The 25117-nt window shown below is 63.2% G+C and carries 22 protein-coding genes and 1 tRNA gene; 10 read left to right on the forward strand and 13 right to left on the reverse strand.

Annotation, left to right across the window (positions count from 1 at the left end; all coding sequences use genetic code 11):
* Positions 1 to 9: 9 nt before the first annotated feature.
* Complete coding sequence (locus tag GTP69_RS26210) at positions 10 to 909, reverse strand: LysR family transcriptional regulator (RefSeq protein WP_161057636.1); 900 nt, start codon at positions 907 to 909, stop codon at positions 10 to 12.
* Between the two features lie 104 nt (positions 910 to 1013).
* Here GTP69_RS26210 and GTP69_RS26215 point away from each other — a divergent pair, with 104 nt between their 5' ends.
* Genes GTP69_RS26215 through GTP69_RS26225 form a run of 3 tightly spaced genes read left to right on the forward strand, consistent with a single transcriptional unit; the run spans position 1014 to position 2752 of the window.
* On the forward strand, positions 1014 to 1763 hold the full coding sequence (locus GTP69_RS26215; protein ID WP_161057637.1) for an SDR family NAD(P)-dependent oxidoreductase: 750 nt from the start codon (positions 1014 to 1016) through the stop codon (positions 1761 to 1763).
* Positions 1764 to 1765: 2 nt separating this feature from the next.
* The gene (locus GTP69_RS26220) at positions 1766 to 2185 is read left to right on the forward strand and encodes a nuclear transport factor 2 family protein (RefSeq protein WP_154360959.1); all 420 of its coding nucleotides are present in this window, start codon (positions 1766 to 1768) and stop codon (positions 2183 to 2185) included.
* Between the two features lie 12 nt (positions 2186 to 2197).
* Positions 2198 to 2752 carry a VOC family protein gene (locus GTP69_RS26225; protein ID WP_161057638.1) on the forward strand — a complete coding sequence of 185 codons (555 nt, stop codon included), beginning with the start codon at positions 2198 to 2200 and terminating at the stop codon, positions 2750 to 2752.
* Between the two features lie 33 nt (positions 2753 to 2785).
* Here the strand turns inward: GTP69_RS26225 and GTP69_RS26230 are convergent, their stop codons facing one another.
* Complete coding sequence (locus GTP69_RS26230; RefSeq protein WP_110845300.1) at positions 2786 to 3247, reverse strand: glycine zipper 2TM domain-containing protein; 462 nt, start codon at positions 3245 to 3247, stop codon at positions 2786 to 2788.
* 112 nt (positions 3248 to 3359) lie between these two features.
* Positions 3360 to 4340: an NAD(P)H-quinone oxidoreductase gene (locus tag GTP69_RS26235; protein ID WP_161057639.1), complete on the reverse strand. Its 981-nt coding sequence runs from the start codon at positions 4338 to 4340 to the stop codon at positions 3360 to 3362.
* 200 nt (positions 4341 to 4540) lie between these two features.
* Here GTP69_RS26235 and GTP69_RS26240 point away from each other — a divergent pair, with 200 nt between their 5' ends.
* Both GTP69_RS26240 and GTP69_RS26245 read left to right on the forward strand, forming a co-directional pair.
* Positions 4541 to 4927, forward strand: a complete 387-nt coding sequence (locus tag GTP69_RS26240) for a BPSL0067 family protein (protein WP_161057640.1) — start codon at positions 4541 to 4543, stop codon at positions 4925 to 4927.
* Positions 4928 to 4938: 11 nt separating this feature from the next.
* Positions 4939 to 5379, forward strand: coding sequence for an STY0301 family protein (locus GTP69_RS26245; RefSeq protein ID WP_161057641.1), 441 nt, complete (start codon positions 4939 to 4941; stop codon positions 5377 to 5379).
* A gap of 54 nt (positions 5380 to 5433) precedes the next feature.
* On the opposite strand, the gene GTP69_RS26250 is transcribed toward GTP69_RS26245, so the two are convergent.
* A tRNA-Leu gene (locus tag GTP69_RS26250) sits at positions 5434 to 5518 on the reverse strand.
* Between the two features lie 155 nt (positions 5519 to 5673).
* On the opposite strand from GTP69_RS26250, the gene GTP69_RS26255 reads away from it, so the two are divergent.
* Both GTP69_RS26255 and GTP69_RS26260 read left to right on the forward strand, forming a co-directional pair.
* A complete protein-coding gene (locus GTP69_RS26255; protein WP_161057642.1) occupies positions 5674 to 7635 on the forward strand; it encodes an amino acid permease in 1962 nt (653 codons plus the stop codon).
* A gap of 63 nt (positions 7636 to 7698) precedes the next feature.
* A complete protein-coding gene (locus GTP69_RS26260) occupies positions 7699 to 8103 on the forward strand; it encodes a hypothetical protein (RefSeq protein WP_161057643.1) in 405 nt (134 codons plus the stop codon).
* Between the two features lie 95 nt (positions 8104 to 8198).
* Here the strand turns inward: GTP69_RS26260 and GTP69_RS26265 are convergent, their stop codons facing one another.
* A complete protein-coding gene (locus GTP69_RS26265; RefSeq protein ID WP_161057644.1) occupies positions 8199 to 10112 on the reverse strand; it encodes an AAA family ATPase in 1914 nt (637 codons plus the stop codon).
* A 383-nt stretch (positions 10113 to 10495) separates the two neighbouring features.
* On the opposite strand from GTP69_RS26265, the gene GTP69_RS26270 reads away from it, so the two are divergent.
* On the forward strand, positions 10496 to 10885 hold the full coding sequence (locus tag GTP69_RS26270; RefSeq protein WP_161057645.1) for a gel scht: 390 nt from the start codon (positions 10496 to 10498) through the stop codon (positions 10883 to 10885).
* Between the two features lies 1 nt (position 10886).
* Here the strand turns inward: GTP69_RS26270 and GTP69_RS26275 are convergent, their stop codons facing one another.
* The 7 genes from GTP69_RS26275 to hutC form a co-directional block, all read right to left on the reverse strand.
* A complete protein-coding gene (locus GTP69_RS26275) occupies positions 10887 to 11612 on the reverse strand; it encodes a substrate-binding periplasmic protein (protein WP_161057646.1) in 726 nt (241 codons plus the stop codon).
* A 65-nt stretch (positions 11613 to 11677) separates the two neighbouring features.
* Complete coding sequence (locus GTP69_RS26280; RefSeq protein ID WP_161057647.1) at positions 11678 to 13402, reverse strand: ArnT family glycosyltransferase; 1725 nt, start codon at positions 13400 to 13402, stop codon at positions 11678 to 11680.
* Positions 13403 to 13507: 105 nt separating this feature from the next.
* Positions 13508 to 13777: a type B 50S ribosomal protein L31 gene (locus GTP69_RS26285; RefSeq protein WP_161057648.1), complete on the reverse strand. Its 270-nt coding sequence runs from the start codon at positions 13775 to 13777 to the stop codon at positions 13508 to 13510.
* Positions 13778 to 13946: 169 nt separating this feature from the next.
* Positions 13947 to 15209, reverse strand: coding sequence for a transcription termination factor Rho (gene rho / locus GTP69_RS26290; RefSeq protein WP_110845290.1), 1263 nt, complete (start codon positions 15207 to 15209; stop codon positions 13947 to 13949).
* A gap of 119 nt (positions 15210 to 15328) precedes the next feature.
* On the reverse strand, positions 15329 to 15655 hold the full coding sequence (trxA, locus tag GTP69_RS26295; protein ID WP_110845289.1) for a thioredoxin TrxA: 327 nt from the start codon (positions 15653 to 15655) through the stop codon (positions 15329 to 15331).
* Positions 15656 to 15856: 201 nt separating this feature from the next.
* Positions 15857 to 20179: a PAS domain S-box protein gene (locus tag GTP69_RS26300; RefSeq protein WP_161057649.1), complete on the reverse strand. Its 4323-nt coding sequence runs from the start codon at positions 20177 to 20179 to the stop codon at positions 15857 to 15859.
* A 178-nt stretch (positions 20180 to 20357) separates the two neighbouring features.
* Positions 20358 to 21080 carry a histidine utilization transcriptional repressor HutC gene (hutC, locus tag GTP69_RS26305; protein ID WP_161057650.1) on the reverse strand — a complete coding sequence of 241 codons (723 nt, stop codon included), beginning with the start codon at positions 21078 to 21080 and terminating at the stop codon, positions 20358 to 20360.
* Positions 21081 to 21207: 127 nt separating this feature from the next.
* On the opposite strand from hutC, the gene ada reads away from it, so the two are divergent.
* Positions 21208 to 22263: a bifunctional DNA-binding transcriptional regulator/O6-methylguanine-DNA methyltransferase Ada gene (ada, locus tag GTP69_RS26310; protein WP_161057651.1), complete on the forward strand. Its 1056-nt coding sequence runs from the start codon at positions 21208 to 21210 to the stop codon at positions 22261 to 22263.
* Between the two features lie 178 nt (positions 22264 to 22441).
* Positions 22442 to 23107 carry a 2OG-Fe(II) oxygenase gene (locus tag GTP69_RS26315; protein WP_371868132.1) on the forward strand — a complete coding sequence of 222 codons (666 nt, stop codon included), beginning with the start codon at positions 22442 to 22444 and terminating at the stop codon, positions 23105 to 23107.
* Between the two features lie 106 nt (positions 23108 to 23213).
* Here GTP69_RS26315 and msbA read toward each other — a convergent pair whose 3' ends face one another.
* A complete protein-coding gene (gene msbA, locus GTP69_RS26320; protein WP_161057653.1) occupies positions 23214 to 25055 on the reverse strand; it encodes a lipid A export permease/ATP-binding protein MsbA in 1842 nt (613 codons plus the stop codon).
* Between the last annotated feature and the right edge of the window lie 62 nt (positions 25056 to 25117).

A 25117-nucleotide genomic window follows, 5' to 3' on the forward strand; every position in this document is an offset into this window, starting at 1 on the left:
GCCTTTGCGTCACAGGCGGTCGGGCAGCGTCTCGACCAGCCAGTCGATGAACACGCGCAGGCGGTGCGGCACGTGGCGGTTCTGCGGATAGACCACGTGAAACGGGTAGGGCGCCGGCCGCCACGGCTTGAGGATCTCCACCAGCGTGCCATCCGCCAGCGCCGGCCGCGCCGCATAGGCGAAGGTCTGGATGATGCCCAGTCCCGCCAAGCCGGCCGCCATGTGGCCATTGCTCTCGTTGACGCCGACCCGGTGCTCGACCTTGATCTCGGTCTTTTCTCCATCGCGCAGAAAGCGGAACGGCATCGCGCGGCCGCTCTGCGCCAGCACATAGGCCACCAGCCGGTGGCCGTTCTTCAACTCATCCGGATAGGCCGGCACGCCGTACTGCTTCAGGTAGTCCGGCGTGGCGCAGGTGACCATCTCTGCTTGTCCCACCGGCCGCGCCACCAGCGATGAATTATCGAGCGCACCCCCGCGCAGCACGCAGTCGACGTTATCGCTGATCATGTCCACCGAGCGGTCCGACACGCCCAGGTCAATCCGGATATCCGGATAGCGCGCCATGAAATCCGGCAGCGCAGGTATCAGCACGTCGGACGCGGTCGAACCGCCGACGTCCACCCGCAAATGCCCGCGCGGCTTGCTGCGGGCGACGTTGAACGAGGTGTCGACATCTTCCAGGTTGCGCAGGATGAGACTGGTCTTTTCGTAATACAGCTGGCCCTCCGGCGTGACTGTTACGCGGCGCGTGGTCCGCTGCAGAAGGCGCACGGCCAGATGCGCTTCCAGCTCCTGTACCAGCTTGCTCAGCGTGGCGTTGGGCATGTCCAGCGAATCCGCCGCCTTGGTAAAACTGCCTGCCTCCACCACCCGCGCAAATGCGCGTATCGCCAATAACTGGTTCATCGATTATTCCTGTCCGTGGATAGTGATTTTAATTTTACACGGTTTATCTATAAATCGGACAGCGTTAAAGTTCACCCATCGCAACTTACTTAACGGAGCAAATCATGAACAAGCAACTCAACGGCAAAATCGCACTGGTCACCGGCGGCACTACCGGCATCGGCCTGGCCACCGCGCAGGAACTGGCAGCACAAGGCGCGCGCGTCTTCATCACCGGCCGTCGTCAGGCGGAACTGGATGCCGCCGTCGCCGCCATCGGCGCCGCCGCTACCGGCATCCGCGCTGATGCCTCGTCGCTGACCGAACTGGATGGCGTGTACGCCCAAATTGCCAAGAGCGCCGGCAAACTGGACATCCTGTTCGCCAACGCCGGCGGCGGCGACATGATGCCGCTGGGCGCCATCACCGAAGAACACTTCGACCGCATCTTCGGCACCAATGTGCGCGGCGTGCTGTTCACCGTGCAGAAAGCGCTGCCGCTGCTGGTGGATGGCGGTTCGGTGATCCTGACCGGTTCGACCACATCGGTGCAAGGCACGGCCGCCTTCAGCGTCTACAGCGCCAGCAAAGCCGCCGTGCGCAACCTGGCCCGTTCGTGGGTGATGGACTTGAAAGAACGCCGCATCCGCGTCAACGTCGTCAGCCCTGGTCCGATCCGCACGCCTGGCCTGGGCGGCCTGGTGCCGGACGAAGCGCGTCAAGGCCTGTTTGACTTCCTGGCGTCGCAAGTGCCGCTGGCACGTCTGGGCGAGCCGGAAGAAATCGGCAAGGCAGTGGCCTTCCTAGCCTCCGACGCGGCCAGCTTCGTCAACGGCATCGAGCTGTTTGTCGATGGCGGCATGGTACAGGTGTAAGCATGAAAAAGTTCATCGCTATCGGGGCCATGCTGATCGCATCGCTGGCCCAGGCACAGGCGACGGACGAGGTGGCGGTTGCGCAGCAGGCTATCAACCGCCACTTCGACATCTGGAACGATCGCAACGCCGCGCATTGGGATGCCAAGCTGCCGCAGGTCTACACGGCCGACGTGCTGGTGGCGGACTACGGCGGCCTGGCCACCGGCTACGCCGACATTCGCCGGCTGCTGGAACGGGTGCAGGCGGATCATCCAGGCTTCGTCTTTACCCCGGCGCCGGTCGCCTGGAACCATGGCTTAGGGCGGGTTACCTGGGGCTATGGGCCGAAGGATAATCCCAACCAGGTTCACGGTGAGGACATCTTCACCATCAAGGACGGCAAGCTTGCGAGCCTGCGCGTCTTCATCGACAAACAATAAAGGAAGCGCATCATGAAAATCTTAGCTGCGGTATTTGCCGCCATCGTATTGAACCTGGGCGGCGCCGCACAGGCGGCCGGCATCAAATCGGCGGGTATCGACCATGTCGGCATCAACGTGCCGGACCTGAAACAGGCCGAGGCGTTTTTGGCCACCACCTTCGGCTGTGAAGCGGTGACGCATATCGGCCCGTTCCCAATGACGCCGCGCGCCGAGAGCCTGACGCTGGCGATGGTCCGCTGCGGGACCGGCGCCAACATCGAGCTGTTTGAGTACAAAAGCTCCACCGGTAGCAGCGTGATGCCGAAGAGCGAAGACATCGGCGCCTCGCACATCGCCTTCTATACCGACGACGTGAAAGCCGGCGTGGCCTACCTGAAATCGCAAGGCATCACCGTGTTGGGCGAGCCAATGACCATGACCAGTGGCGACACCGAGGGCGAAACCTGGGTGCACTTCCTGTCGCCGTGGGGCTCGGAGATGGAGCTGGTCGGCTACCCGAATGGCAAAGGCTACGAGAAGAAATCCAAGATCAAGCTGTGGAATCCTAAACACCCAGCCAAATGATTTGATGGCCCGGTTCGCACCGGGCCATTTTTTTTACTGCTGCTGATTGCGCTTGGCGATTTCGTTGCCGGCATAGCCACCGCCGATCGCGCCGGCAATGGTGGCCAGTTTGCGGCCATTGCCGCTGCCTACCTGATTCCCCAGCAGGCCACCCACAACCGCACCAATGCCCATGCCGACCACGCTGTTCTGCGCTACCGGGGCAGGAGCGGGAGCTTGTGCCACCTGCTGCGGTGCATAGGTATGATGAACAATGGTTTTGTGTTCTACCACGCGACGTGGCTCAGGTGCGGGAGCGATGGCTTGCACTGGCGCCGCAACCGGAGCAGGAGCGACTGCCGCGATGGGAACCGGCGCATCGTTCGGCGCATTCGTCGCGTGCGAATTCGGCAGCAGACCGGCGATGGACGCTGCGCCTACCAGGCTAACCAGGGCCACCGAGCCGGCAGCGAAAGCCATCATCGGATGAATGCGGGTGCGTGCGGTATGTTCCATTTTTTCTCTCCTGAAGATCGCCATGAGTGGCGCTTGTCCTTATAACGGAGAGCCGGCGACGGCGGCTGACCTGGAAAGTGTATCCAGCGTAAGCAGATGTTACTGCCGATGGCTACATGGTCAATACGATCTTGCCGACGTTGAGGCCATCTTCCATGCGCTGCTGCGCGGCACCCGCTTGCGCCAGCGGATAGACACTGTCGATCACCGGCGTCAAACCATCCTTGACGAAGTGCGCCAGCCAGCGCTCCTTGAAGCGGCACGACATGCCATGCTTGACCTCATGCGTGCGCGACTTCATCACCGTGCCGATGATTTGCAGATGGCGATACAGCAAACGGTCCAGCGGAATCTGTGCGTTCTCAATGCCGCCCATGATGCCGATCTGTACCAGCCGGCCGCCGAACGCCAGCGAATTCACATTGCGCTCAAAATAGGGCGCGCCGATAAAGTCGAGGATCAGGTCAACGCCACGCTGCTCGGTCAAGCGGTCCACCACCTCGGCGAAATCTTCGTTCACATAATCGATAGGATGATCGGCGCCGAGGCGGCGCACCAGTTCATGCGCGCGGGCCTGCGCGGTGGCGAACACCGTCGCGCCGGTGGCATGCGCCAGCTGCACCGCCGCGCCACCCACGCCACCAGCGCCGGCATGAATCAACACCGCCTCGCCGGGTTGCAGCCTACCGAGATGGATCAGCGCCTCATGCGCGGTGACGAATACCTCGGTAATGGCGGCAGCGTGCACATAGTCCAGGCCATCCGGAATCGGCATCGCCATGCGATAGTCGATGCGCGCCACTTCGGCATAGGCGCCGCCGCCGACGATGCCCATCACGCGGTCGCCGACCGCATAACCTTTCACATTCTCGCCCACGGCGATGACGTCGCCGGCGATTTCCAGCCCCATGATGGTGGAGTCGCCAAAGTCCGGCCAGCCGTAGCCGCCGCGCCGGTGCGTCAGGTCGGCGCGATTGACGCCGGCGGCGCGGGTGCGCACCAGCAGGTCGTTGGGACGCAGCACCGGTTCCGGCGCTTCGCCGATTTGCAGCACGTCGGCTGCGCCGAATTTGTCAAAGATAATTGCTTGCATGGTTGCCCCTGTGCTTCCCGAGTAATCAATGGGAATAGGGTAAGTCAAACCTCGGCTGCTGATAATCCGTTCGACCTCGTCAACGGCTGTGCAGGAATTGCATAGGTGGATGGTGCGGATGCTTGTCGCGCTTCAATATTCGGCCAAAGAGCCTTGGTTAGAGTGAAAGATCTTTCACTACCTTAGCAAGGAGGCTCAAAGTGCCGTATATCTATACGAAAGTCGAGGAACTGGAGGGGACAGAGCTCGTTGGAACGCATCAATGCGTGGCGCTCATCCAGCACTACGCGAAAGTGCCTGTATCGTCCGCTTGGCGACAAGGAGAGCATGCCGTTGACGCTACCACGCTCAAAAAAGGAACCGCTATTGCGACCTTTGTGAATGGGCGATATCCCAGTAGGAATCACGGCAATCACGCTGCCTTCTTCCTCCGGTATGGCCCGAATGGCATCTGGATTATGGATCAATGGAAGCATGAGAAAAAGACCGAGGTGTCATCTCGGTTCATTCCGTGCCGAGGCAAAACGAAAAGCGGAGCTTACATTCGTGCAAGCGATAACGCCGATGCGTTTTACGTTATCGAGTGATGGGAGTGACTATGCTTACCAAAACATGGGTGTATGCAGTACCGCTTGTATTACTCGCCGTACCAATCATGCTCAAAGCTGCGCCACTGCAATCGCTGGAGTGTCCCGAACTGATTCCCAGCGCCTCTGTGGAGGTGACCGAGGTGCCGGACGACTGGGTGCCATATGTTGCGTCACCGCTGTATTTGCATGCGGCTGCACCGATGTATGGACCACCTGAACTGAAGGGGGATCTAGCGGACTTCAAGGAGGCGCGCACGAAGAACGAGTGGTCATACACCTATGCGCTGGACGGCGCATTCCCGGAAGGGAAGTGGTTGCAATGCGCATACGGCGAGCGCAATCAGATCACCCTGTCTCGCCGCCTGCCGGATGAAGTCCAAGAGTGCAGGTTCACTTACCGAAAAGGCGCTAAAGCGGGTCAGCATGCAATAAAGATTAAATGCAAGTAAAGCCAGAAACAAAAAAGCCGCATAGTCTGAAAAGACATGCGGCTTTCAATGTTCTGGTGCCCCGGGCCGGAATCGAACCGGCACGCCTTGCGGCGGCGGATTTTGAGTCCGCTGCGTCTACCAATTCCACCACCGAGGCAGGTGTGTAGCAATGCGACCCGCATTATCACCGATTTGCATCCCTGCCGCAAGCCTGCACCATAATTTTTATATTTCAATAAGTTTTTTGCCGTCTGAAGCGGGTATCATCGCGCCTACCGCCAGACTTTGCCGGCCGCGCCGGCGCCGAGACGCATGAAAAATAATAAGATTCGCGAAATTATCCTGGGTAAGCCGCTCGATCCGCTGAAGAGCGAGACCCGCCACTCCATGGCGCTGGTGGCGTTCCTGGCCTGGGTCGGCCTCGGCGCGGATGGCTTGTCGTCCTCCGCCTACGGTCCCGAGGAAACTTTCCGCGCGCTGGGCGGGCATACGCATCTCGGCCTGTACATGGCGATCGCCACGGCGGTGACGGTGTTCGTCATTGCGCTGGCCTATAACCAGGTGATCGAGCTGTTCCCGACCGGTGGCGGCGGCTACCGCGTCGCCACCAAGCTGGTGGGGCCGTACATGGGCCTGATCTCCGGCTGCGCGCTGATCCTCGATTATGTGCTGACGATTGCGATCTCCATCGCCTCCGGCGTGGATGCGCTGGCGTCGTTCCTGCCGCTGGGCTTCCAGCCTTACAAGCTGTGGGCCGAGGTGTTTTTCATCGGGCTGCTGATTGTGATGAATCTGCGCGGGCTGAAGGAGGCGATCCAAATTCTGCTGCCGATCTTCCTCGGCTTTGTGGTCACCCACCTGGTGCTGATTGTGTACGGGATTTTTGCGCATGCCTCGCATTTGCCGGAGCTGATTCCGAGCACGATGGCGGAGACCACCGATCTGGCCAGCCATATCGGTTGGGCCGGCGTGGCGGGTATGCTGTTGCTGGCGTATTCGCAGGGCGGCGGTACCTACACGGGGCTGGAGGCGGTGTCCAACAACGTCAATCTGCTGGCCGAGCCGCGCGTGCGCACCGGCAAGGTGACGATGATTTACATGGCCTTGTCGCTGGCGTTCACGGCGGGCGGGATCATCCTGCTGTATCTGTTGTGGGGCGCGCAGCCGGTGCCGGGCGAGACGCTGAATGCGTCGACCTTCAAGACCATCATCGCCAGCATGGGTTTGGGCGGCGAGGTGGTCAATCAGATCCTGCTGGTGATTGTGCTGGCGTTCGAGGCCGGCCTGCTGTTTGTGGCGGCCAATACCGGCTTCCTCGGTGGACCGTCGGTGCTGTCGAATATGGCGGCCGATTCGTGGGTGCCGCACAAGTTCCGTTATCTGTCGACGCGGCTGGTGACGCAGAACGGCATCCTGGTGATGGGCGTGGCGGCGTTGGCGATTCTGTGGGGCACCGGCGGCAGCGTGACCTTGCTGGTGGTGCTGTATTCGATTTCGGTGTTTTTGACGTTTGCGATTTCGCTGTTCGGGCTGGTGCTGTACTGGTCGCGCAATCGCAAGAAGGGGACGCACTGGAAGCGGCGCTGGCTGCTGTCGGCGCTGGGCTTTGTGATTTGCGCGGGGATTCTGGCGATATTGCTGGTGGAGCGCTTTGCCGAGGGAGGCTGGGCGACGGCGCTGATCATCGCGGCGATTGCGGCGTTGTGCATTTATATCCGCAACCATTATCGCCAGACCAAGCAGGCGATTCATTCGGTGGATGAGGTGTTTGCGTCGCAGCCATTCGGGCCGAATACCGAGCCGGTAGAGCCGAATCCGGAGGAGCAGACTGCCGTGTTCATTGTGGGGAATTCACGCGGCGGCGGTTTGCATGCGCTGCTGTGGGTGCTGCGGATGTTCCCGAATCACTTCAAGAATTTTTTGTTCGTCAATGCGCGCACGGTGGATTACCAGGCCTATGGCGGCGAGGGGGCGCTGGAGCAGATGCGCGCGGAGGCCGAGCAGACGCTGGAGTTCTTTGTCGATTTCTGCCATAGCCATGGCATGGCGGCGTCGTCGTATCTGGGCTTCGGTACGGATGCGGTGGATGAGGTGACGCGCATGTGCGAGGAGATCAGCCAGGAGTTTCCGCATTCGATTTTCTTCACCAGCAAGCTGATCTTCGCTTCCGATAATTGGTTCACGCGGCTGCTGCACAATCAGGCGGCGCTGGCGGCCCAGCGCCGGTTGCATCTGGAGGGTTTGCAGATGGTGATTTTGCCGATGAAGGTGTGAGGTAGATCAATCGGGACGTGGCTGGCAGGGGCGGATAATGGAAGCCTTCGCATGGAGGTCGCCATGGAACTAGTCGCACGGGTGGAGGCGCTGGAGGAAGAGGTTGATGAGCTGAAGAGACTCGTCAAGGATAAGCATGACGGCTTGATCGACAGTCATAGCGAGCAGCTGCGGGATCTGCGCAAGGACGTGGCGATGCTGATCGTCAAGGTCGCTGTGCTGGAGGAGCGTGTGAATGCGCTCACTGCCAGGGTGGAGGCTCTGGAGAAGCGGGTGGAGGCGCTGGAGAGACGCGTTGAAGCGCTTGAAAAACGGGTGGAGGCACTTGAGCGGCGCATTGAAGCGCTGGAGAACAAGGTAGAGAAAATGGATGTGCGGTTGCGGCGCGTCGAGGTTTTGCAGTGGGTTATCCTTGCCCTGCTCGCGCCGCAAGCGCTATCGTTTTACTTGCGTCTGTTCGCTCCGTGACGTCGGCGCCTGGCGCCGATTCAGTTTCAGCTGCAAATACGTTTGCAGGCGGCGCGCTCCTTGTTGCAGGGTTCGTCGCAGAATGTGGTGGCCGTTCAGCATACAAGTTCCTCCTTATCCGTTGCACGTTGGTGCTGTTGTTCCAGCAGCGCGAAGATGGCGTCTTTCGACAGCACGTATTGGTCCATCAGGATGCCTTTCAGTTCGGTGATCTGGTCGCGGTAGTCGGCGATGGCGGTCAGGGTGTAGCTGTAGAGTTCGTCGGCTTTGGCTTCCACCTGGCCGAGGTCGGCCTCGTGGTCTTTGAAGTGGCTGTGGTCGATCTTCGAGCGCGAGTACATCGACAGTTTGTTGACCATCAGGTCCAGCATCGAGGTGGCTTTTTCGATGTCGTTCTGGCTGCCGACTGAGATGCCGCGCGCGCCGTAGAAGAGTTCTTCCGCCGCCACGCCGCCGTACAGCTGGATCACGTCGCGCTCCAGTTCTTCGAGCGTGCGCAAGGCCACGTCATCCGACGCCGACAGCACGTAACCCAGCGCCCCCAGCTTGGACACCGATTCGGTGGAAATTTTCAGCAGCGGCGAACGCTCTTTCACTTCGGCCAGCGACAGCCCCTGGCGCAGCCACGGGTCGATCTGCATGAAGAAGTGGCCCAGCTCGTGCAGGGCGACGCGTTCGCGCTGGCGGGTTTTCTCGGCGGTGGTGGCGCGGTCGGTCAGGCCGATGGTGGCGCGTTCAAAGGCGCGGAACATCAGGTCGGTATTGATGATGCACTTCTCTTGTATCGCCAGCATGCTGGCGCGCTCGACCACGGTTTGCAGCACCGCCGGACTGAGGTTGGCGGTGATCTCGGCAACGTGGTCCAGGTTCAAGTCTTCCCAGTCGACGCAACCGTTGGCCTTGCGCGCCAGGAAGGAACGCAGCAGTTCGCGCCGCTCGGTTTTGTTCGGCAGGCGGAAGTTGATCTTGACCGAGAAGCGGCGCAGCATCGCTTCGTCCATGCTGGTCGAGGCGTCGTCGAAGTTGGAGGCCACCACCCAGATCACGCCTTCGCCCTTGTCGCTGCGCACGCCGTCGAGCAGGCCCAGCAGGGTGTTGGCGGTGTCGTCTTCCCATTTCTTTTCGCCGCGGCCGCGCGGCATGAACAAGCCCTGGGCTTCGTCGAGGAAGATGATGCACTTGCCGCGCGCGCAGGCTTTGCGGTGCAGTGCGTGCAGCGCTTTGGAGCCGCCGCCGATGTAGCCCGATTCCAGCGCCGAGGCCGAGGCCTGGATCAGCGGAACGTCGAGCTTCTTGGCCAGGTAGCCGGCCAGCTTGGTCTTGCCGGTGCCCGCCGGCCCGGTCAGCATGACGTTGAACGGTTTGTCGATGTCGTGCTCTTTGTACAAGGCGCGGTTGCGTATCATGTCTTCCAGGTGCAGCACTTCCTGTTTGATGTCTTCCATGCCGATCAGATCGTCCATGCTGCCGCCCAGCTGGTCCGGCGTCAGCACGGTGGCGCTGACGCCCATGCCCGGCAAGCCATTCTTCAGCAGGAACAGCGCCAGTACCACCAGCACGATGTCCAGCAGGTGGCGCGTGACGAAGGCGCCGGCGCGCGCCAGCAGGCTGACGTCGTCGTCCTGCATCACCGCCTTGTGCGAGGCCAGGAAATCTTCACGGGCGATGGCGTAGGGCAGGCTGTTGCGCAGCAGGACTTCGCGCTCCAGGCTCAAGTGGGTGGTGCCCGGCACCTTGACCACGTACAGCTTGTTGTCGTTTTTCAGCTTGAAGACATAGCGCGGCGCTTCCGACTGCGGCGCGGCGATCAGCAGGTAGTCCAGCTGCGCGCGTTTGGCCGGCAGCGCCGTGATCTGGGCGATGTCCTGCGTGTGCAGGATCGGGCTGGGATCCTGCGGCACTTCGGCACGCAGGCCGATCAGCAGGGCCAGCGACAGGGTCAGCACCAGCAAGGCGGCACGGACAGTGGTTTTACGCAGCGCGGTTTGAAGTTTGTAAAGAGTGAACATAATGCACCATCGGGAGCATGATGCCGGGGCTGAGCGCGAGGGTGGGGCGCAGCAGCCAGGGCCGCCGTGACCGGTGCGCAGACTGGAGGCGCAACCGGAGGGTATTGGAAATTTCGCTGCCGCACGGCAACTCATTCAATGCGCCACTATAGCCCGGCTGGCGCGGTTTGTATCACATCCCCGCAGAAAAAAGCCGCAACACACAACAGTGGCGGCCTGGGCGCCGTTTATCCCCGGCTTTTGGCATCTGGGCCCCGCGCTTTTACCGCTCGTCGCATTCGGCGGATATTTGCTTACGGCTTTGATAATCTGCTCCTGTCCGCCGCTGAATAACAAACCCCAGCGGTGACTCCCGCAGTTCATTTCACTTACCGGAGCTCACCATGAAAACCATCCTGCTTGGCGTTGTTGCCGCACTTGCCCTGTCCTCCCTGCCTGCCGCTTACGCCGACGACACCACCGTCAGCGTGTCCGCCGCGCGTGCCCAGCAATACCAGATGCAGCCTGATGAATTCAGCACATTCCGCAATACCTATGTGCTGCAAAACGGTCAACGTATCGCCTTCGACAACCGCCTGACCAAGCTGTACGCCTCGCTGGACAAAGGCCGTCCGGTGCGCATCTACGCCACTTCGCCAACCAGCTTTGTGACCGAAACCGGCGCCCGCTTCGACTTCCATGAAGAAGGCGAAGAGCTGTCGATCAGCGACTTCCAGAAGCTGCCGCTGGCGCGCAACGCCCCGGCCAACGGCCTGATGATGGCACGCCGCTAAGCTACTGGCGCCAGTGCTCGTACTTGCGGTCGATCCGCGCCAGCGTGCCATCGCGGCGCAGTTCCGCCAGGGCGGCATTCAGTTGCTCGACCTGCTGGTCCGGCATTGAGAGGTTGCACGCCAGGTAGACCTGCACGCGATGGAATACCATCAGCGGCACCACCTTGCCCGACCATTCGTACTGTCCGGGGCCGGGACTGCCGTTGCGTATCGACACGGCCCATAAATCAATGCGGTTGAGCAGCAGCTTTTGCGGATTGACCAGGTCATTGCTGACAGCGTCGACGTTGAAGCCACGGCTGCGCAGATACTCGTCGCGCGCATCGCCGATATAGGTGCCGATGCGCAGCTTGCGCGCGTCGTCGACGGTGTTGAGCGTAAAGCTATGGTCGGCGCGGCCCCAGAATTGCCATTCGGCCTCGTCGGTAGGACCAATCCACTTGAACAGCGCTTCGCGCTCCGGCGTGCGCGAGGTGGAATAGACGCAGGTCTGCTGCTGCGTCTGCGCCATCATGAAGGCGCGCTTCCACGGGAGTTGCTCGATGCGGTAGTCGGTGCCGGTGCGCGCCATCAGCGCGCGGATCTTGTCGGTGGCGCGGCCGACAATCGCGCCGCTCGCATCGCGCATGCTGGATGGCGGCGAATGTTCCGTGGTGATGTGCAGCGGGGCCGCAGCCCCGGGCAGGGAAGTCGCCAGCAGAAATAATGTCAGGAAAATAAATCGCATGGGCTGGCCGCTTTCTACCAAAAAGCATAGCAGCAATGCTATCCCAGCAGCAACACGCGTTTGTATCAGTCCGTGCGGCGGTACAGGCGGAAGCGTTCCTCGCGGTCGGCCGGGCGGCGGCCTTCCCATAGCAGCACCCACTGCTTGCCACGGAACTGCGCCTGGATCTCGCGGTCGTCGCGCACCTTGATGCTATCTTGCAACAGCAGCAGGTTGCAGCGGCCGCCTTCGACGCCGGCAAACGGCAGCTCGGCGTAATACGCGAACGAGGCGCGCTGGGCCGGGCCGACGTTGGTGTCGATGCATTGCGTGTCGGCCGGCAGCTTGTTGGCGATCTGGCGGGCGACGCCGGCATAGCTCTTGCCGTAATTGAAATCCGGCAGGAACAGCGTCATCATCAGAATCCAGATCAGGATCAGGCCGCCCGACGACAGCACCACCGCGCGCCACAGCACCGCCGGCTGGCGCGAGATGCGCCAGTACACCAGCACAAACCAGCCCAGCGTGGCGGCCAGCGCGACGAAGAAGGCGATCCACCCCAGCTCGGGCGTAAAGCCCGGCACCAGCTTGAGGACGTTGCGGGCGGCTTTTTCCGGCCAGCCGGTCAGCTTGGCGAACCAGAAGATCCAGATCACGGCCGCGCACAGCGTCAGCGCCATCACCGAGAACCAGTCGATGGCGTTGATGGCGCCGCGCTTGACCGTCAGCAGGCCGAACGCGGCCATGACGGCCAGCGGCGGCAGCAGCACCAGCAGCTGGCCTTGCTCAGGTTGCGGATGGCACAGGGTCAGCAGCACGCCCATGACCACGAAGGCCAGCGGCACCACGATGTGCAGCACGCCGCGCTGGCGCCGCCAGGCCCACACCGCCCAGGCGGCGAACGGCCAGGCCGGCCAGAAGAACCAGACGCCGACGCGGAAGAAGAACTTGACCGAGGTCCAGCTTGGCCAGTCCAGTTGCAGCCAGTTCCAGGTCATCCAGGCGTTCAGCGGCTGCTGGTGATACGGCGCCAGCAGTTGCGCCGGCAGCAGCCACACGGCGGCCACCAGGCCGCCGACGGCGATCATGGCGCCGAGGTCGCGCATGGCGCGGATGGCCGGCTGGGCCAGGAAGCGGGTGCAGGCGAACAGGGCCAGCATCAGGCACACCGGCGTGATCCAGCCGCGCGCCAGCGTCAGCAGGCCGATCGCCAGGCCGCTGAGGGCGGCGTTGCGCAGCGACGGCTTTTCCACGTAGCGCACGGTGCGGTACAGCAGCAGCGCGGTCAGCGACACCTGCAGCGCTTCCGGCGTGGTTTCGTGGCTGTGCAGCAGCAGGCCGAGGCAGCCGAGGTAGATCAGCACGGCGGCGTCGGCCAGCGTGCGGCCAAAGTCGTCCGGTTCGGGCTGGCCGCCGAAGGCCAGCCGCAGCGGCTGCGCATCCTGGCGCCGGCCGAGGTGGAAGGTGGCGTACCACAGCGACAGCACGCCCACCAGGAAGGCGCCGATGGTGCCCACGCGCGCGGCCAGCACGTCGCCCAGCAGCCAGCCGAACAGCTTCATGCCCAGCGCGCCCAGCCAGAACGCCAGCGGCCCTTCATCGGGCCACGACAGGCCGGCGATATTCGGCCACAGCCAGTCCTGCCAGGTGCCGTGCAACATGGTCCACATGATGCCGAAACTGGCGGCGTCGTCGTTCTTCCACGGGTCGCGGCCGATCAGGCCAGGCAGGATATACAACAGGCCCAGGGCGAACAGCGCCCAGCGCGGCAAGGCCAAAGTAGCGGCAGCGGGAAGACGAACTGGCTTCATCGATCAGTGAGTTTTTAAGAGTAGAACCGGAGTATGAGGGCAATAAACAAAAAAAGCAGCCAGAGGCTGCTTTTTTTATCGAAGCGGCAAGAATGCCAGCTGCGATTAACCAGCTGCGATAGCGGTTTTCGAACCGACGGTACCGAATTTCTGGCGGAATTTCTCAACGCGGCCAGCGGTGTCGACGATTTTGTGTTTACCGGTGTAGAACGGGTGCGATTCAGCCGATACCTCGATCTTCACCAGTGGGTATTCTTTACCGTTGAATTCGGTTTTTTCACGGGTGTTGATGGTCGAACGGGTGACGAATTTGAAGTCGCACGACAGATCGTGGAAAACGACTTCGCGGTATTCTGGGTGACCTTCTGCTTTCATTTGGAGCCTCGGATAGTTAGGTAGCCAAACAGCACTTCGTCGGTCGATACCACTTCGTGACCCGATTGCCGCTCACTTGCCAGGTTAAAAAATAATGCGATCGGCGATTATACGCCCGCAAACGCAAACAGGCAACCGAGGTTGCCTGTTTGTTACGACTAATCGTTGATTAGCCGCCGCGTCGCATCATGTCGAAGAATTCCGTGTTGTTCTTCGTCGCGCGCATCTTGTCGAGGATGAACTCCATCGCTTCGATCTCGTCCATCGAGTACAGCAGCTTGCGCAGGATCCAGATCTTCTGCAGCTGGTCCGGCTTGATCAGCAACTCTTCGCGGCGGGTGCCCGATTTGTTCAGGTTGATCGACGGGTAGACGCGTTTCTCGGCCAGGCGGCGCTCCAGGTGCACCTCCATATTGCCGGTGCCCTTGAATTCTTCGTAGATCACGTCATCCATGCGCGAACCGGTTTCGATCAGCGCGGTGGCGATGATGGTCAGCGAACCGCCTTCTTCGATGTTACGGGCGGCGCCGAAGAAGCGTTTCGGACGTTGCAGCGCGTTGGCGTCGACACCACCGGTCAGCACCTTGCCGGAGGCCGGGATCACGGTGTTGTAGGCGCGCGCCAGGCGGGTGATCGAATCCAGCAGGATGACCACGTCTTTTTTCATTTCGACCAGGCGCTTGGCTTTTTCCAGCACCATCTCGGCGACCTGCACGTGGCGGGTGGCCGGTTCGTCGAAGGTCGAGGCGACCACTTCGCCGCGCACCGAACGCTGCATCTCGGTCACTTCCTCTGGACGTTCGTCGATCAGCAGCACGATCAGCGTGACGTCAGGGTGGTTCGAGGTGATCGCGTGGGCGATGTGTTGCAGCATGACCGATTTACCGGACTTCGGCGACGCCACCAGCAGGCCGCGCTGGCCTTTGCCGATCGGCGCGATCAGGTCGATGATGCGGCCGGTGATGTTTTCCGTGCCGTTGATGTCCCGTTCCAGGCGCAGCGGCTCGTTCGGGTGCAGCGGCGTCAGATTCTCAAACAATATGCGGTGTTTCGAGGCTTCCGGCGATTCGCCGTTGACCTTGTCGACCTTGACCAGCGCGAAATAACGCTCGCCGTCTTTCGGGGTGCGCACTTCGCCCTCGATCGAGTCGCCGGTGTGCAGGTTGAAGCGGCGGATTTGCGATGGCGAGATGTAGATGTCGTCGGTGGAGGCCATGTAGCTGGCGTCCGGCGAGCGCAGGAAGCCGAAGCCGTCCGGCAGCACTTCCAGGGCGCCGTCGCCGAAGATCTGCTCGCCCGATTTGGCGCGTTTTTTCAGGATGGCGAACATCAACTCTTGCTTGCGCAGACGCGCCGCATTGTCGATATCCAGTCCGATGGCCATTTCCAACAACGCCGAAACGTGTAAGGCCTTTAATTCAGATAGATGCATATTGTTGAGTATCCCGTGACGGGAAAGTAAAGGTAGGGGAGGGGACTACGTGGGTGTCTCGTATTATTCAGCGGCGGCCGCGGGCGCGGCGCCGCTGGTACAACGGTACGATATCTTACTTAGATATTGCTGTCGATGAAAGAGGTCAGTTGACCTTTTGCCATTGCGCCAACTTTTTGCGCAGCGGCGACGCCGTTCTTGAACAGGATCAGGGTCGGGATGCCGCGCACGCCGAACTTGGTAGGGATCTGCTGGTTCGAGTCGACGTCCATCTTGGTGATCTGGATCTTGCCTTCGTATTCCTTGGCAACTTCTTCCAGGATCGGGGCGATGCTCTTGCATGGACCGCACCATTCAGCCCAGAAGTCGACCAGGACAGGACGGTCGGACTTCAGCACGTCGGCTTCAAAGGAGGCATCGGTAATGTGTTTGATATTTTCGCTCATAGTTTCCTCAATCGAGGTAGATGTAAGTAATAACGCCTGGGGACGGGCCTCAAACGCTGCCATAGGCAGCACATGGGTGCCATTCGCGCGATTTCAATGTCTCGGAGGGGATAGCAACAAGGTCGGCAGGCAGGGATGGCGTAAATAATAACCCATTTTTCAGAAATGTGCGGTGGTTTGTCAAAACCCGCAAAATTCTGCTCAATTATCGTCGGCGAAGGTGGTGTTGGTCATGATCTGCTCGGTGATCTGTTCCAGCAGCGGCCACAGTTTTTGCAGCAGCGCCTGGGCGTGCTGCTGGTTGTCGGCGTCGCTGCCGTCGGCCGGCAACTGCTCCAGCTCCAGCAGCAGCTCGCCCATGCCGAGCGCGCCGACGGTGCGCGCCGGCGATTTCAGCTTGTGGCCGAGGTCGCGCAGCGCGGTCAGGTCGCCGCGCCGCAGCGCCGCCTCCATCTGGTTCAGGCCATCCTGGGTGTTTTGCAGGAACTTGAAGGCGAATTTGCGCACCTTGTGCGGATGGTAGCCCAGCAGCTTGGCCAGGATCGACAGATCGATCACCGCCGGGTCGCCGCCCAGCGTGGTGGTGAAGGCCGGCCGCTGCGGCCGCACCGGCGGCGTCTCGCGCACGGTGTCGTCGTCGCGCTCCGGCAGCCAGTTGGCGATGGTCTGGTACATTAGCGCCGGCTGGATCGGCTTGGAGATGAAATCGTCCATGCCGGCCTCGATGCAGCGCACCCGGTCTTCGCTGGTGGCGGTGGCGGTCATGGCCAGCACCCGCATGTCGGCCAGGCGTGGGTCGGCGCGGATGCGGCGGGTCGCTTCCAGGCCGTCCATCAGCGGCATCTGCACGTCCATCAGCACGCAGTCGAAGGCGGTCTGGCGCAGCAGCTCCAGCGCTTCCATGCCGTTGGCGGCCAGGCATACCGACGAGCCCACTTCCTCGAGCATCTCCAGCGCGATCTGCTGGTTGAAGGTGTTGTCCTCGACCAGCAGGATGCGGGCGTTCTTCAGCGCCGACATCACCGCCGCGCTGCGCGACGACGCCAGCAGCTCGGCGGCGGCGTCCTTGACGCGGTCGATCAGCTCCGGCACCGAGGCGCTGGAAATGCCGAGGCGCGCGGTGAACCAGAAGGTGCTGCCCTGGCCGGGGCGGCTGTGCACGCCCACCTCGCCACCCATCAGCTGCGCCAGCTGCTTGCAGATCGACAGACCGAGGCCGGTGCCGCCGTATTCGCGGGTGGTGGAGGTGTCGGCCTGCTGGAACGACTGGAACAGTTTGTCGATTTCCGCTTCCGACAAGCCGATGCCGCAGTCGCTCACTTCAAAGCGCAGCAGGCAGCCGTGGACGTCGCCGACCACCTGCCGCACGCGCACTTCGATGCGGCCTTTTTCGCTGAACTTGATGGCGTTGTTGGCGTAGTTGATCAGCACCTGGCCCAGTCGCAGCGGGTCGCCGCGCAGCACCCTGGGCAGGGTCGGATCGAGGTCGTACACCAGTTCCAGTTCGCGGCTGGCGGCCTTCGGCGCCACCACCGTGTTGAGCGTCTGGATCACATGGTCGAGCGCAAAGTCGAGCTGCTCGATTTCCAGCTTGCCGGCTTCGATCTTGGAGATGTCGAGGATGTCGTCGATGATGCCCAGCAGGTGCTCACCGGCGAAGCGGATCTTTTCCAGGTAGTCGCGCTGGCGCGGATCGAGTTCGGTCTTCAGCGCCAGGTAGGCCATGCCGATCACGCCATTCATCGGCGTGCGGATCTCGTGGCTCATATTGGCCAGGAACTGGCCCTTGGTCTGGCTGGCTTCCTCGGCCACCATGCGCGCCTGATCCAGTTCGCGGGTGCGCATCGCCACCCGTTCTTCCAGGTGTTCATTCAGTTCGCGCAGCGCGTCTTCGCCGCGCTTGCGGTCGGTGATTTCGGTCAGGCTGGCCACCACCAGGTGCACCGCGCCGCTGTCGTCCGGGATCGGTTCGACGTTGACCGACAGCCAGCAACGGCCGCCGTCCGGCTGCGCCAGCCCCATCACCACATCGCGCACCGGCATGCCGAGCGCCAGCGCCAGTTGCACCGGATGGCTGCTGGCGTCGAACGGCGTGCCGTCCTCGCGCACGCCGGCCCACAGGCCGCCGGGACTTAGTTCCGCCGTGTGCGCCAGCAGCCGCGCGGCGGCGGCGTTGCGTTCGATGATGGCGCCGCCGCCGTCGATCATCGCCAGGCCGTTGGTGACGGCGTTGAAGATCGACGCCAGCCGCTGGCTGGAGCCGCGCAGTGCGTCTTCCGCCTGGCGGCGCGCGGTGATATCGGTCAGCATCGCCAGCGTGCCGGCGTAATGGCCGGCGCCGGGGCCCGATTCGGCGTTCATCACGGTGGTCGACAGCAGGCACCAGACAGTGCTGCCGTCGCGCCGCTGGAAGCAGACGTCGCCCTGGCCGGCTTCACCGGACAGGCGGCGCTGCAAGTGCTGCTTGAGCAGGGCGCGGCCGCTGTCGTCCATGAAGTCGGTCATGGCGCGGCCCATCATCTGCTCGATGTCATAGTCCAGCATCTGCGCCAGCGTCGGATTGACGAAGGTGGTGCGGTCGTCGGCGTTGGTCATCCAGATGCCTTCGGCGGCGGTCTGCACGATCTGGCGGTAGCGTTCGGAGCTGGCCTGCAAGGCTTCCTCGGCGCGCTGGCGCTGGGTCATGTCGCGCAATGCCACGATCACCAGCGGCTGGCCGGCCAGCGTCACCGGCGTCATATGCACCATGGCCGGGAAGCTGCTGCTGTCGTTGCGCATGGCGCACAGCACGCGGCCCGGCAGGTTGGCGCGCACGAACAGTTCGCGCACGCGGCCGTTGGTGCGCATGGCTTCCGGCGCCAGCTGTTCGATCGAGCGGCCGGCCATGTCCCCCTCGTAGCCGAAGCTGTGCGCGCAGGCCGGATTGGCGTGCAGCACCTTGCCGCTGTGGTCGGCCACCAGCAGCGCGCCGGGCATGGCATTGACCACTGCCCACATGCGTTTTTCCTCGGCTTCCGCGCGCTCGCCGATATCGGCCATGGTGCCGGCCGCGCGCAGCGGCAGGCCGTTGGCGTCGCGCTGCAAGATCATGCCGCGCGCCAGCACCCACTTCCAGTCGCCGCTTTTGGTACGCAGCCGGTGCTCGCTGCGAATCTGGCCGGTGGCCTCGTTGGTGCTGGCCAGGTGTAGCTGGATGCCGTACTCGATGCGCGGACGATCGTCCGGGTGCAGATAGTCCAGCCATTCCTCTACCGTTGGATGGAATTCCTCCGGGCTGTAGCCCAGCAGCTGGCAATAGCGCGGCGACAGCGCCAGCGTGCCGCTGTCGAGCCGCCACTCCCAGCTGCCTTCGCCGGAACCTTCCAGCGCCAGGCTGGCCAGGCGTTCGGCGCTGCCCAGTTCGGCGCGCGCGGTGCGCAGCGCGCGGCCTTGCACGCGCAGGCGCCAGGCAAACGCGAAGGAGGTCAGCAGCAGCACCGCGCCGATCAGCGCGCCGCCGTAGCGCAGCAGCGGATTGGCGTCCGGCGGCTGGTACAGAAAGCCGTCGAGATTGAAATTGACCGGCAACATGCCCTGCGCGATATAGGCCTGGGCCAGCGTGCGCCAGCGTTCCGGGTTGCTGTAACCGAGTTCGATCAGCGGCTGTTCCAGCAACTGGGCGATGCCCTGCGCTTCAAACATCAGGTGTTCGCGGCTGTGGCGCTCCGGGTAGCGGGCGCGTATCAGGTCGGCGATCTCGCCGGGATGGCGCATGGCGTAGACCCAGCCGCGCAGCGTTGCTTCGCGCAGCGCCTGCGCGCGCGCCGGGTGTTCGCGCAATTCGCTCTCGGTGGTGTACAGCACGTCGCCGTAGAAATCCAGCCCCACGCTGCGCGGCGACAGCAGCTCGTAGCGCAGGTTGAGGCGGTTCAGCACATACGGGGCTTCGGTCTGGTAGACCGACATGGCGTCCACCCGGCCCTCGGCCAGGTCGTCGAAGTTGTAGCTGTGCGGGACCTGGAACAGCGAGTCCATGCGCACGCCAGATTTTTTCAGGAAGACGGTCAGCTCTTCATTGTTCGGCGCGATCATCAGGCGGGTGCCGGGCCACGCGCGCGGCTTGCCGTCGGCCTCCACGCGCCGCAGCAGGGTGGCGCCGGAATGCTGGAATACCGACGCCAGCACCACCACCGGCTGGCCAATGCCGCGCGCCAGCAGCAGCGTGGTGTTGCCGACGCCGTATTGGGCGTGGCCCTGCATCACGGTCTGCAAAGGATCGGCGCCGGGACGGGCTTCCAGCAGCGTGACATCGAGGCCGGCGTCGCGGTAATAGCCCTGGTCCTGGGCGGCGTAATAGCCGGCGAACTGGAACTGGTGCAGCCATTTGAGCTGGATGGTGACTTTTTCGGCCGCTGCCGCCGTCGCCGGCAGCAGCACAAGTGCGAACGCGCATGTCGCCACCCTGTGCGACAGACGTTGCCAGCGGGACTGGCGCAAGCGCGGACGGCTGAAAAACAAGTGATCCCCTTCGGTGGACTGGAGCATGCTGAACCGAGGAAACTATAGCATCGAAGGCTTTGTCGTAGACATCGGCGTGGCAAGAAAACGATTGCGTCGCCAGCGCGCACAAAAACGCGCCAAATTTAACAGTTTTGGCTGGTTTTCGTGACAATCGGTGAGAAAGCGAGACGCGTGGCGCATTGCGGCTTGCTAGCCAGGGCTTCTACTGGTTGAAGCTGCCGGCGAACTGGTAGCGGTGGCCGGGATGCCACATGGTCACCAGCGAGGCGGTCAGGCCGCCGGAGCGGGTCTGGCGGCGCAGCACCAGGCACGGCTGGCGGGTGTCGATGGCCAGCATGTCGGCGATGTCGCGCGGCGCCGCCAGCGCCTCGATGCTGTAGGTGGCCCCTTGCAGCGGCGCCGCCTGCATCAGGTATTCGTTGGGCGTGACGTGGGCGAAGTCCTGCTCCATGTAATCCGGCGCGCACTGCGGGTTGACCCAGCGGTCCTCGACCTGGATCGGCACGCCGTTTTCAAAGTGCACGATCACCGAATGGAACAGCGGATGGCCGGGCGGCAGCTCGAACTGCTTGGCCATCAGGTCGCTGGCACGCACGCGCTCCAGCTGTTGCAGGCTGCTGCGGTGGGCGTGGCCGCGCGCGCGCACTTCGTCGGCGATGGATTTAATTTCCAGCAGCGTGGCCTGGTATTTTTGCTGGGCGACGTAGGTGCCGGAGCCCTGGCGGCGCGTCAGCACCTGCTCGGCGGTGAGTTCGCGCACGGCGCGGTTGACGGTCATGCGCGACACGCCGAACTGTTTGACCAGGGCCTGCTCGGACGGAATCACATCGCCTTCCTTCCACGTGCCGGCGGCGATCTCGGCCAGCAGGTAGTCCTTGATGCGCTGGAAAATGGGCGTGCTGTCTTGCGTAACTTGGTCGTCCAAACGGCTGTCTCCTCGTGAGTAGTCATTCTAGCATCGCCTGCTTGTACAATTCAAAAGCAAGAGGCGGAGTGCGTGGCGATGCGGCGCCGGCTAGCATGGCATCATTCCACCTGTGACGGAGTCTGAGATGAACAAGTATTTGAGCGATACGCGGCGCTGGACCGCCGTGCAGCAGCGCGACGCCGGCGCCGACGGCGAATTCTGGTATTCGGTGCGCAGCACCGGGGTGTACTGCCGTCCTTCGTGCGGTGCGCGGCCGGCCCTGCGCAAGAACGTGGCCTTCCACGACAGCCGCGAGGCGGCCGAGCAGGCCGGTTTTCGTCCGTGCCTGCGCTGCAAGCCGGACCAGCCGCCGCTGGCCGAGCGCCAGGCGGCGCTGGTGGCGCAGGCCTGCCGCCTGATCGACGAGGCGGAAGAGGCGCCGGATCTGGACAGTCTGGCGCTGGCGGTGGGCGTCAGCCGTTTCTACTTCCACCGCATGTTCAAGGCGGTGACCGGGATTACGCCCAAGGCCTATGCCAATGCGGCGCGTGCGCGGCGGGTGCAGGCGGGTCTGGCCGGACAGGCGTCGGTGACGGAGGCGATGTATGCGGCCGGCTTCAATTCCAGCGGACGGTTTTATGCGCAGTCGCCGGCGGTGCTGGGCATGACGCCGACTGCTTTCCGCGCCGGCGGTGTGGGCGAGCAGATTCGCTTTGCGATTGCCGAGTGTTCGCTGGGGCCGATTCTGGTGGCCAGCACGGTGCAGGGGATTTGCGCGATTCTGATCGATGACGATCCGGATTTCCTGGTGCGGGATTTGCAGGACCGTTTTCCCAAGGCGGAGCTGATCGGCGCCGAGCCTGAGTATGAGCAGGTGGTGTCGCGTGTGGTGGGCATGGTCGAGCAGCCGTCGGTGGGGCTGGACTTGCCGCTCGATGTGCGGGGCACGGCGTTCCAGCAGCGCGTGTGGCAGGTGCTGCGGGCGATACCGTCCGGGCGGCGGGTCACGTATGCCGAGCTGGCGGAATTGGCCGGTGTGCCGCGCGGGGCGCGGGCGGTGGCGTCGGCCTGCGCGGCGAATGCGATTGCGGTGGCGATACCGTGCCACCGCGTGGTACGCAATGATGGATCGATCTCCGGTTATCGCTGGGGCGTGGACCGCAAGGCGGCGTTGTTGAACCGGGAGATGGGCAGTGAGTAACAACGAACTTGATTTCGGCGATCCGTCCGCAGAGCGCAAGCCGCGCACCGTGCCGCCGTTGGCGCCAGCGCCGGCAGCGGATGCCGCTCAAGCCGCGCAGGCTGCGCAAACGGCGCGGCGGGCGGTGGGGGCGGCGGCCGGCATCGCCGTCCATGTCGCCGGCCTCGACTGGCAGGCGATCACCGACGAGCTGAATGCGCGCGGTTACGCCGTCCTTCCCGGCCTGCTGACCGCCGACGAATGCGCGGCGATGGCGGCGCAGTACGCGCAGCCGCAGTTGTTCCGCAGCCGCGTGGTGATGTCGCAGCATGGCTTCGGCAGCGGCGAGTACCAGTACTTCCGCTACCCGCTGCCATCGCTGATCGCCGCGCTGCGCAACGCCCTGTATGGCCCGCTGGCGCAGATCGCCAACCGCTGGCATGAGCTGATGGACCTGCCCGACCGCTTTCCGGCCGAGCACACCGAGTTCCTGGCCCGCTGCCACGCCGCCGGCCAGCAGCGGCCGACGCCGTTGCTGTTGCAGTACACGGCAGGCGATTACAACTGCCTGCACCAGGATCTGTACGGCGAGCACGTCTTTCCGTTGCAAGCCGCCGTGCTGCTGAGCCAACCGGGAGCAGACTTCGACGGCGGCGAATTCGTGCTGACCGAACAACGCCCGCGCATGCAGTCACGGGTGGAAGTGGTACCGCTGAAGCGCGGCGACATGGTCATCTTCGCCGTCAACCACCGTCCCGTACAGGGCACGCGTGGCATCTACCGCGTCAACCTGCGGCATGGCGTCAGCCGGCTGCGGGTCGGCGCCCGCCACACGCTAGGCATCATCTTCCACGACGCCAATTAGCAATCCGGGGTCAGGTCCGGCACTTGGACACGAGCCCAACCGTAGCGCTCGCTACGGTTGGGCTCGTGTCCAAGTGCCGGACCTGACCCCGGATTCTATCCGGATTCTAGGCCTGCACGCTTTTCTGGGTTTGATAAAGGCGGGAGTAGATACCGTTCTGCGCCAGCAGCGCATCGTGCGTGCCCGATTCGGCGATGCGGCCGCGATCCAGCACCACGATGCGGTCGGCGTTTTCAATCGTCGACAGGCGGTGCGCGATGACCACCGTGGTGCGGCCCTTCATCAAGACTTCCAATGCCTGCTGCACCAGCCGCTCGGATTCGGTATCCAGCGCGCTGGTGGCTTCGTCCAGGATCAGGATCGGCGCATTCTTGTACAGCGCGCGCGCAATCGCCAGCCGCTGGCGCTGGCCGCCCGACAGGCGCAGACCATTCTCACCCACTTGCGACAGGTAGCCGTCCGGCTGACGGACGATGAATTCATGTGCATGCGCGGCGCGTGCCGCCGCTTCGACGCGTTCCAGCGACGGCTCAGGATCGCCATACGCGATATTGGCCGCCAGCGTGTCGTTGAATAGCACCACGTCCTGCGACACCAGCGCGATCTGCTGGCGCAGCGAGGCGATGGTGTAGTCGCGCAGGTCACAGCCGTCCAGCTGGATGCTGCCGCCGCTGACGTCGTAGAAGCGCGGCAGCAGGGCGGCCAGCGTGGTCTTGCCGCTGCCCGAGCTGCCCACCAGCGCCACGGTTTCGCCGGCGGCGATATCCAGCGACACATGGTCCAGCGCCGGACGCGCATCCGGATCGAGCGGCAGGCCATCGGCGCCGCGATAGTGGAAGCTGACATCCTGCACCGACAGCCGGCCTTCGGCGCGGGCGATGGTTTGCTTGCCGGTGTCGGCTTCCGACTCCAGGTCGATCAGGCCGAACACCGATTCCGCCGCCGCCAGGCCGCGCTGCATCGGTTCATTAATCTTGGTCAGGTTCTTGATCGGCGACTGCATCGCCATCAGCGACGACATGAAGGCCACGAACGCGCCGGGCGACAGCGCGCCGGCCTGCGCCCGCAGCAGCGCAAAGTAAATCACCGACGACAGCGTGATCCCGATCAGCAGCATGATGACGCCGGAGTTGAGCGCCGACGTCGCCGCGTGCTTCACGGCCAGCTGGCGATTCAGCTTGACCACGCCGTCGAAGCGGGTCTGCTCGTATTTCTGGCCGCCGAAGATCTTCACCACGCGCTGGCCGCTGATGCTCTCGTCCAGCACATTGGTCAGATCGCCCATGGCCGCCTGTGCGCTTTTGCTCAACTTGCGCATGCGGCGGCCGGCGAAGGTGACGATGGCCGCCACCAGCGGCAGCAGGCCAAGGCAGAACACCGCCAGTTGCCAGTCGATGGTGAACAGCGTAATCAGGTAGCCGACGGTGGCCACCGAGTCGCGCACGGCGACCGTGATTACATTCAGCACGGCCTGCGCCACCTGGGCGGCGTCGAACGCCACACGCGACAGCGTGGTGCCGGTGGAGGACTGGTCGAAAAAGCCGTTCGGCAGGCGCATGATGCGGGCGAACATGATCTCGCGCAGGTTGGCCTGTACCCGGCTGCTGAGCCACGCGGCGCCGTATTCGCCGGCGAAGCTGGACACCATGCGCATCACGGCCAGTCCGAAGATGATGGCCGGGATGGTCCACAGCGCGGCCTTGCCCGGATCGCTCGGCAGCACATGGCCCAGCAAGCCCTTGACGGTGGCCAGCAGTCCGGTGGCCGGCCCCTTGGCTGCACCAAGGTTGTGCGCAGGCGCCAGCGCATCGACGACGTTTTGCAGCTGCTGGATCAGCAGCACGTCGGTGGCGGCGGCCACCGCCACCGCCGCCAACGTGATAACGGCGATCCAGGTGTAGGGCGCGAATTGCTTGAGCAGGCGGAGATAAAGTGAGCGGGTCAGCACTGTTTTATATTGTTTTGAATGCGGTGAAGCCTGCATTGTACCTGTCCCGCCACTGAAAACCT

The organism is Duganella levis, assembly GCF_009857605.1.
Classification (GTDB): domain Bacteria; phylum Pseudomonadota; class Gammaproteobacteria; order Burkholderiales; family Burkholderiaceae_D; genus Rugamonas; species Rugamonas levis.

Bases quoted from the DNA above. Each gene is read 5' to 3' on its own strand.
- GTP69_RS26210 (WP_161057636.1), bottom strand. From the start codon at position 909: ATGAACCAGTTATTGGCGATACGCGCATTTGCGCGGGTGGTGGAGGCA.
- GTP69_RS26215 (WP_161057637.1), top strand. From the start codon at position 1,014: ATGAACAAGCAACTCAACGGCAAAATCGCACTGGTCACCGGCGGCACT.
- GTP69_RS26220 (WP_154360959.1), top strand. From the start codon at position 1,766: ATGAAAAAGTTCATCGCTATCGGGGCCATGCTGATCGCATCGCTGGCC.
- GTP69_RS26225 (WP_161057638.1), top strand. From the start codon at position 2,198: ATGAAAATCTTAGCTGCGGTATTTGCCGCCATCGTATTGAACCTGGGC.
- GTP69_RS26230 (WP_110845300.1), bottom strand. From the start codon at position 3,247: ATGGAACATACCGCACGCACCCGCATTCATCCGATGATGGCTTTCGCT.
- GTP69_RS26235 (WP_161057639.1), bottom strand. From the start codon at position 4,340: ATGCAAGCAATTATCTTTGACAAATTCGGCGCAGCCGACGTGCTGCAA.
- GTP69_RS26245 (WP_161057641.1), top strand. From the start codon at position 4,939: ATGCTTACCAAAACATGGGTGTATGCAGTACCGCTTGTATTACTCGCC.
- GTP69_RS26255 (WP_161057642.1), top strand. From the start codon at position 5,674: ATGAAAAATAATAAGATTCGCGAAATTATCCTGGGTAAGCCGCTCGAT.
- GTP69_RS26260 (WP_161057643.1), top strand. From the start codon at position 7,699: ATGGAACTAGTCGCACGGGTGGAGGCGCTGGAGGAAGAGGTTGATGAG.
- GTP69_RS26265 (WP_161057644.1), bottom strand. From the start codon at position 10,112: ATGTTCACTCTTTACAAACTTCAAACCGCGCTGCGTAAAACCACTGTC.
- GTP69_RS26270 (WP_161057645.1), top strand. From the start codon at position 10,496: ATGAAAACCATCCTGCTTGGCGTTGTTGCCGCACTTGCCCTGTCCTCC.
- GTP69_RS26275 (WP_161057646.1), bottom strand. From the start codon at position 11,612: ATGCGATTTATTTTCCTGACATTATTTCTGCTGGCGACTTCCCTGCCC.
- GTP69_RS26280 (WP_161057647.1), bottom strand. From the start codon at position 13,402: ATGAAGCCAGTTCGTCTTCCCGCTGCCGCTACTTTGGCCTTGCCGCGC.
- GTP69_RS26285 (WP_161057648.1), bottom strand. From the start codon at position 13,777: ATGAAAGCAGAAGGTCACCCAGAATACCGCGAAGTCGTTTTCCACGAT.
- rho (WP_110845290.1), bottom strand. From the start codon at position 15,209: ATGCATCTATCTGAATTAAAGGCCTTACACGTTTCGGCGTTGTTGGAA.
- trxA (WP_110845289.1), bottom strand. From the start codon at position 15,655: ATGAGCGAAAATATCAAACACATTACCGATGCCTCCTTTGAAGCCGAC.
- GTP69_RS26300 (WP_161057649.1), bottom strand. From the start codon at position 20,179: ATGCTCCAGTCCACCGAAGGGGATCACTTGTTTTTCAGCCGTCCGCGC.
- ada (WP_161057651.1), top strand. From the start codon at position 21,208: ATGAACAAGTATTTGAGCGATACGCGGCGCTGGACCGCCGTGCAGCAG.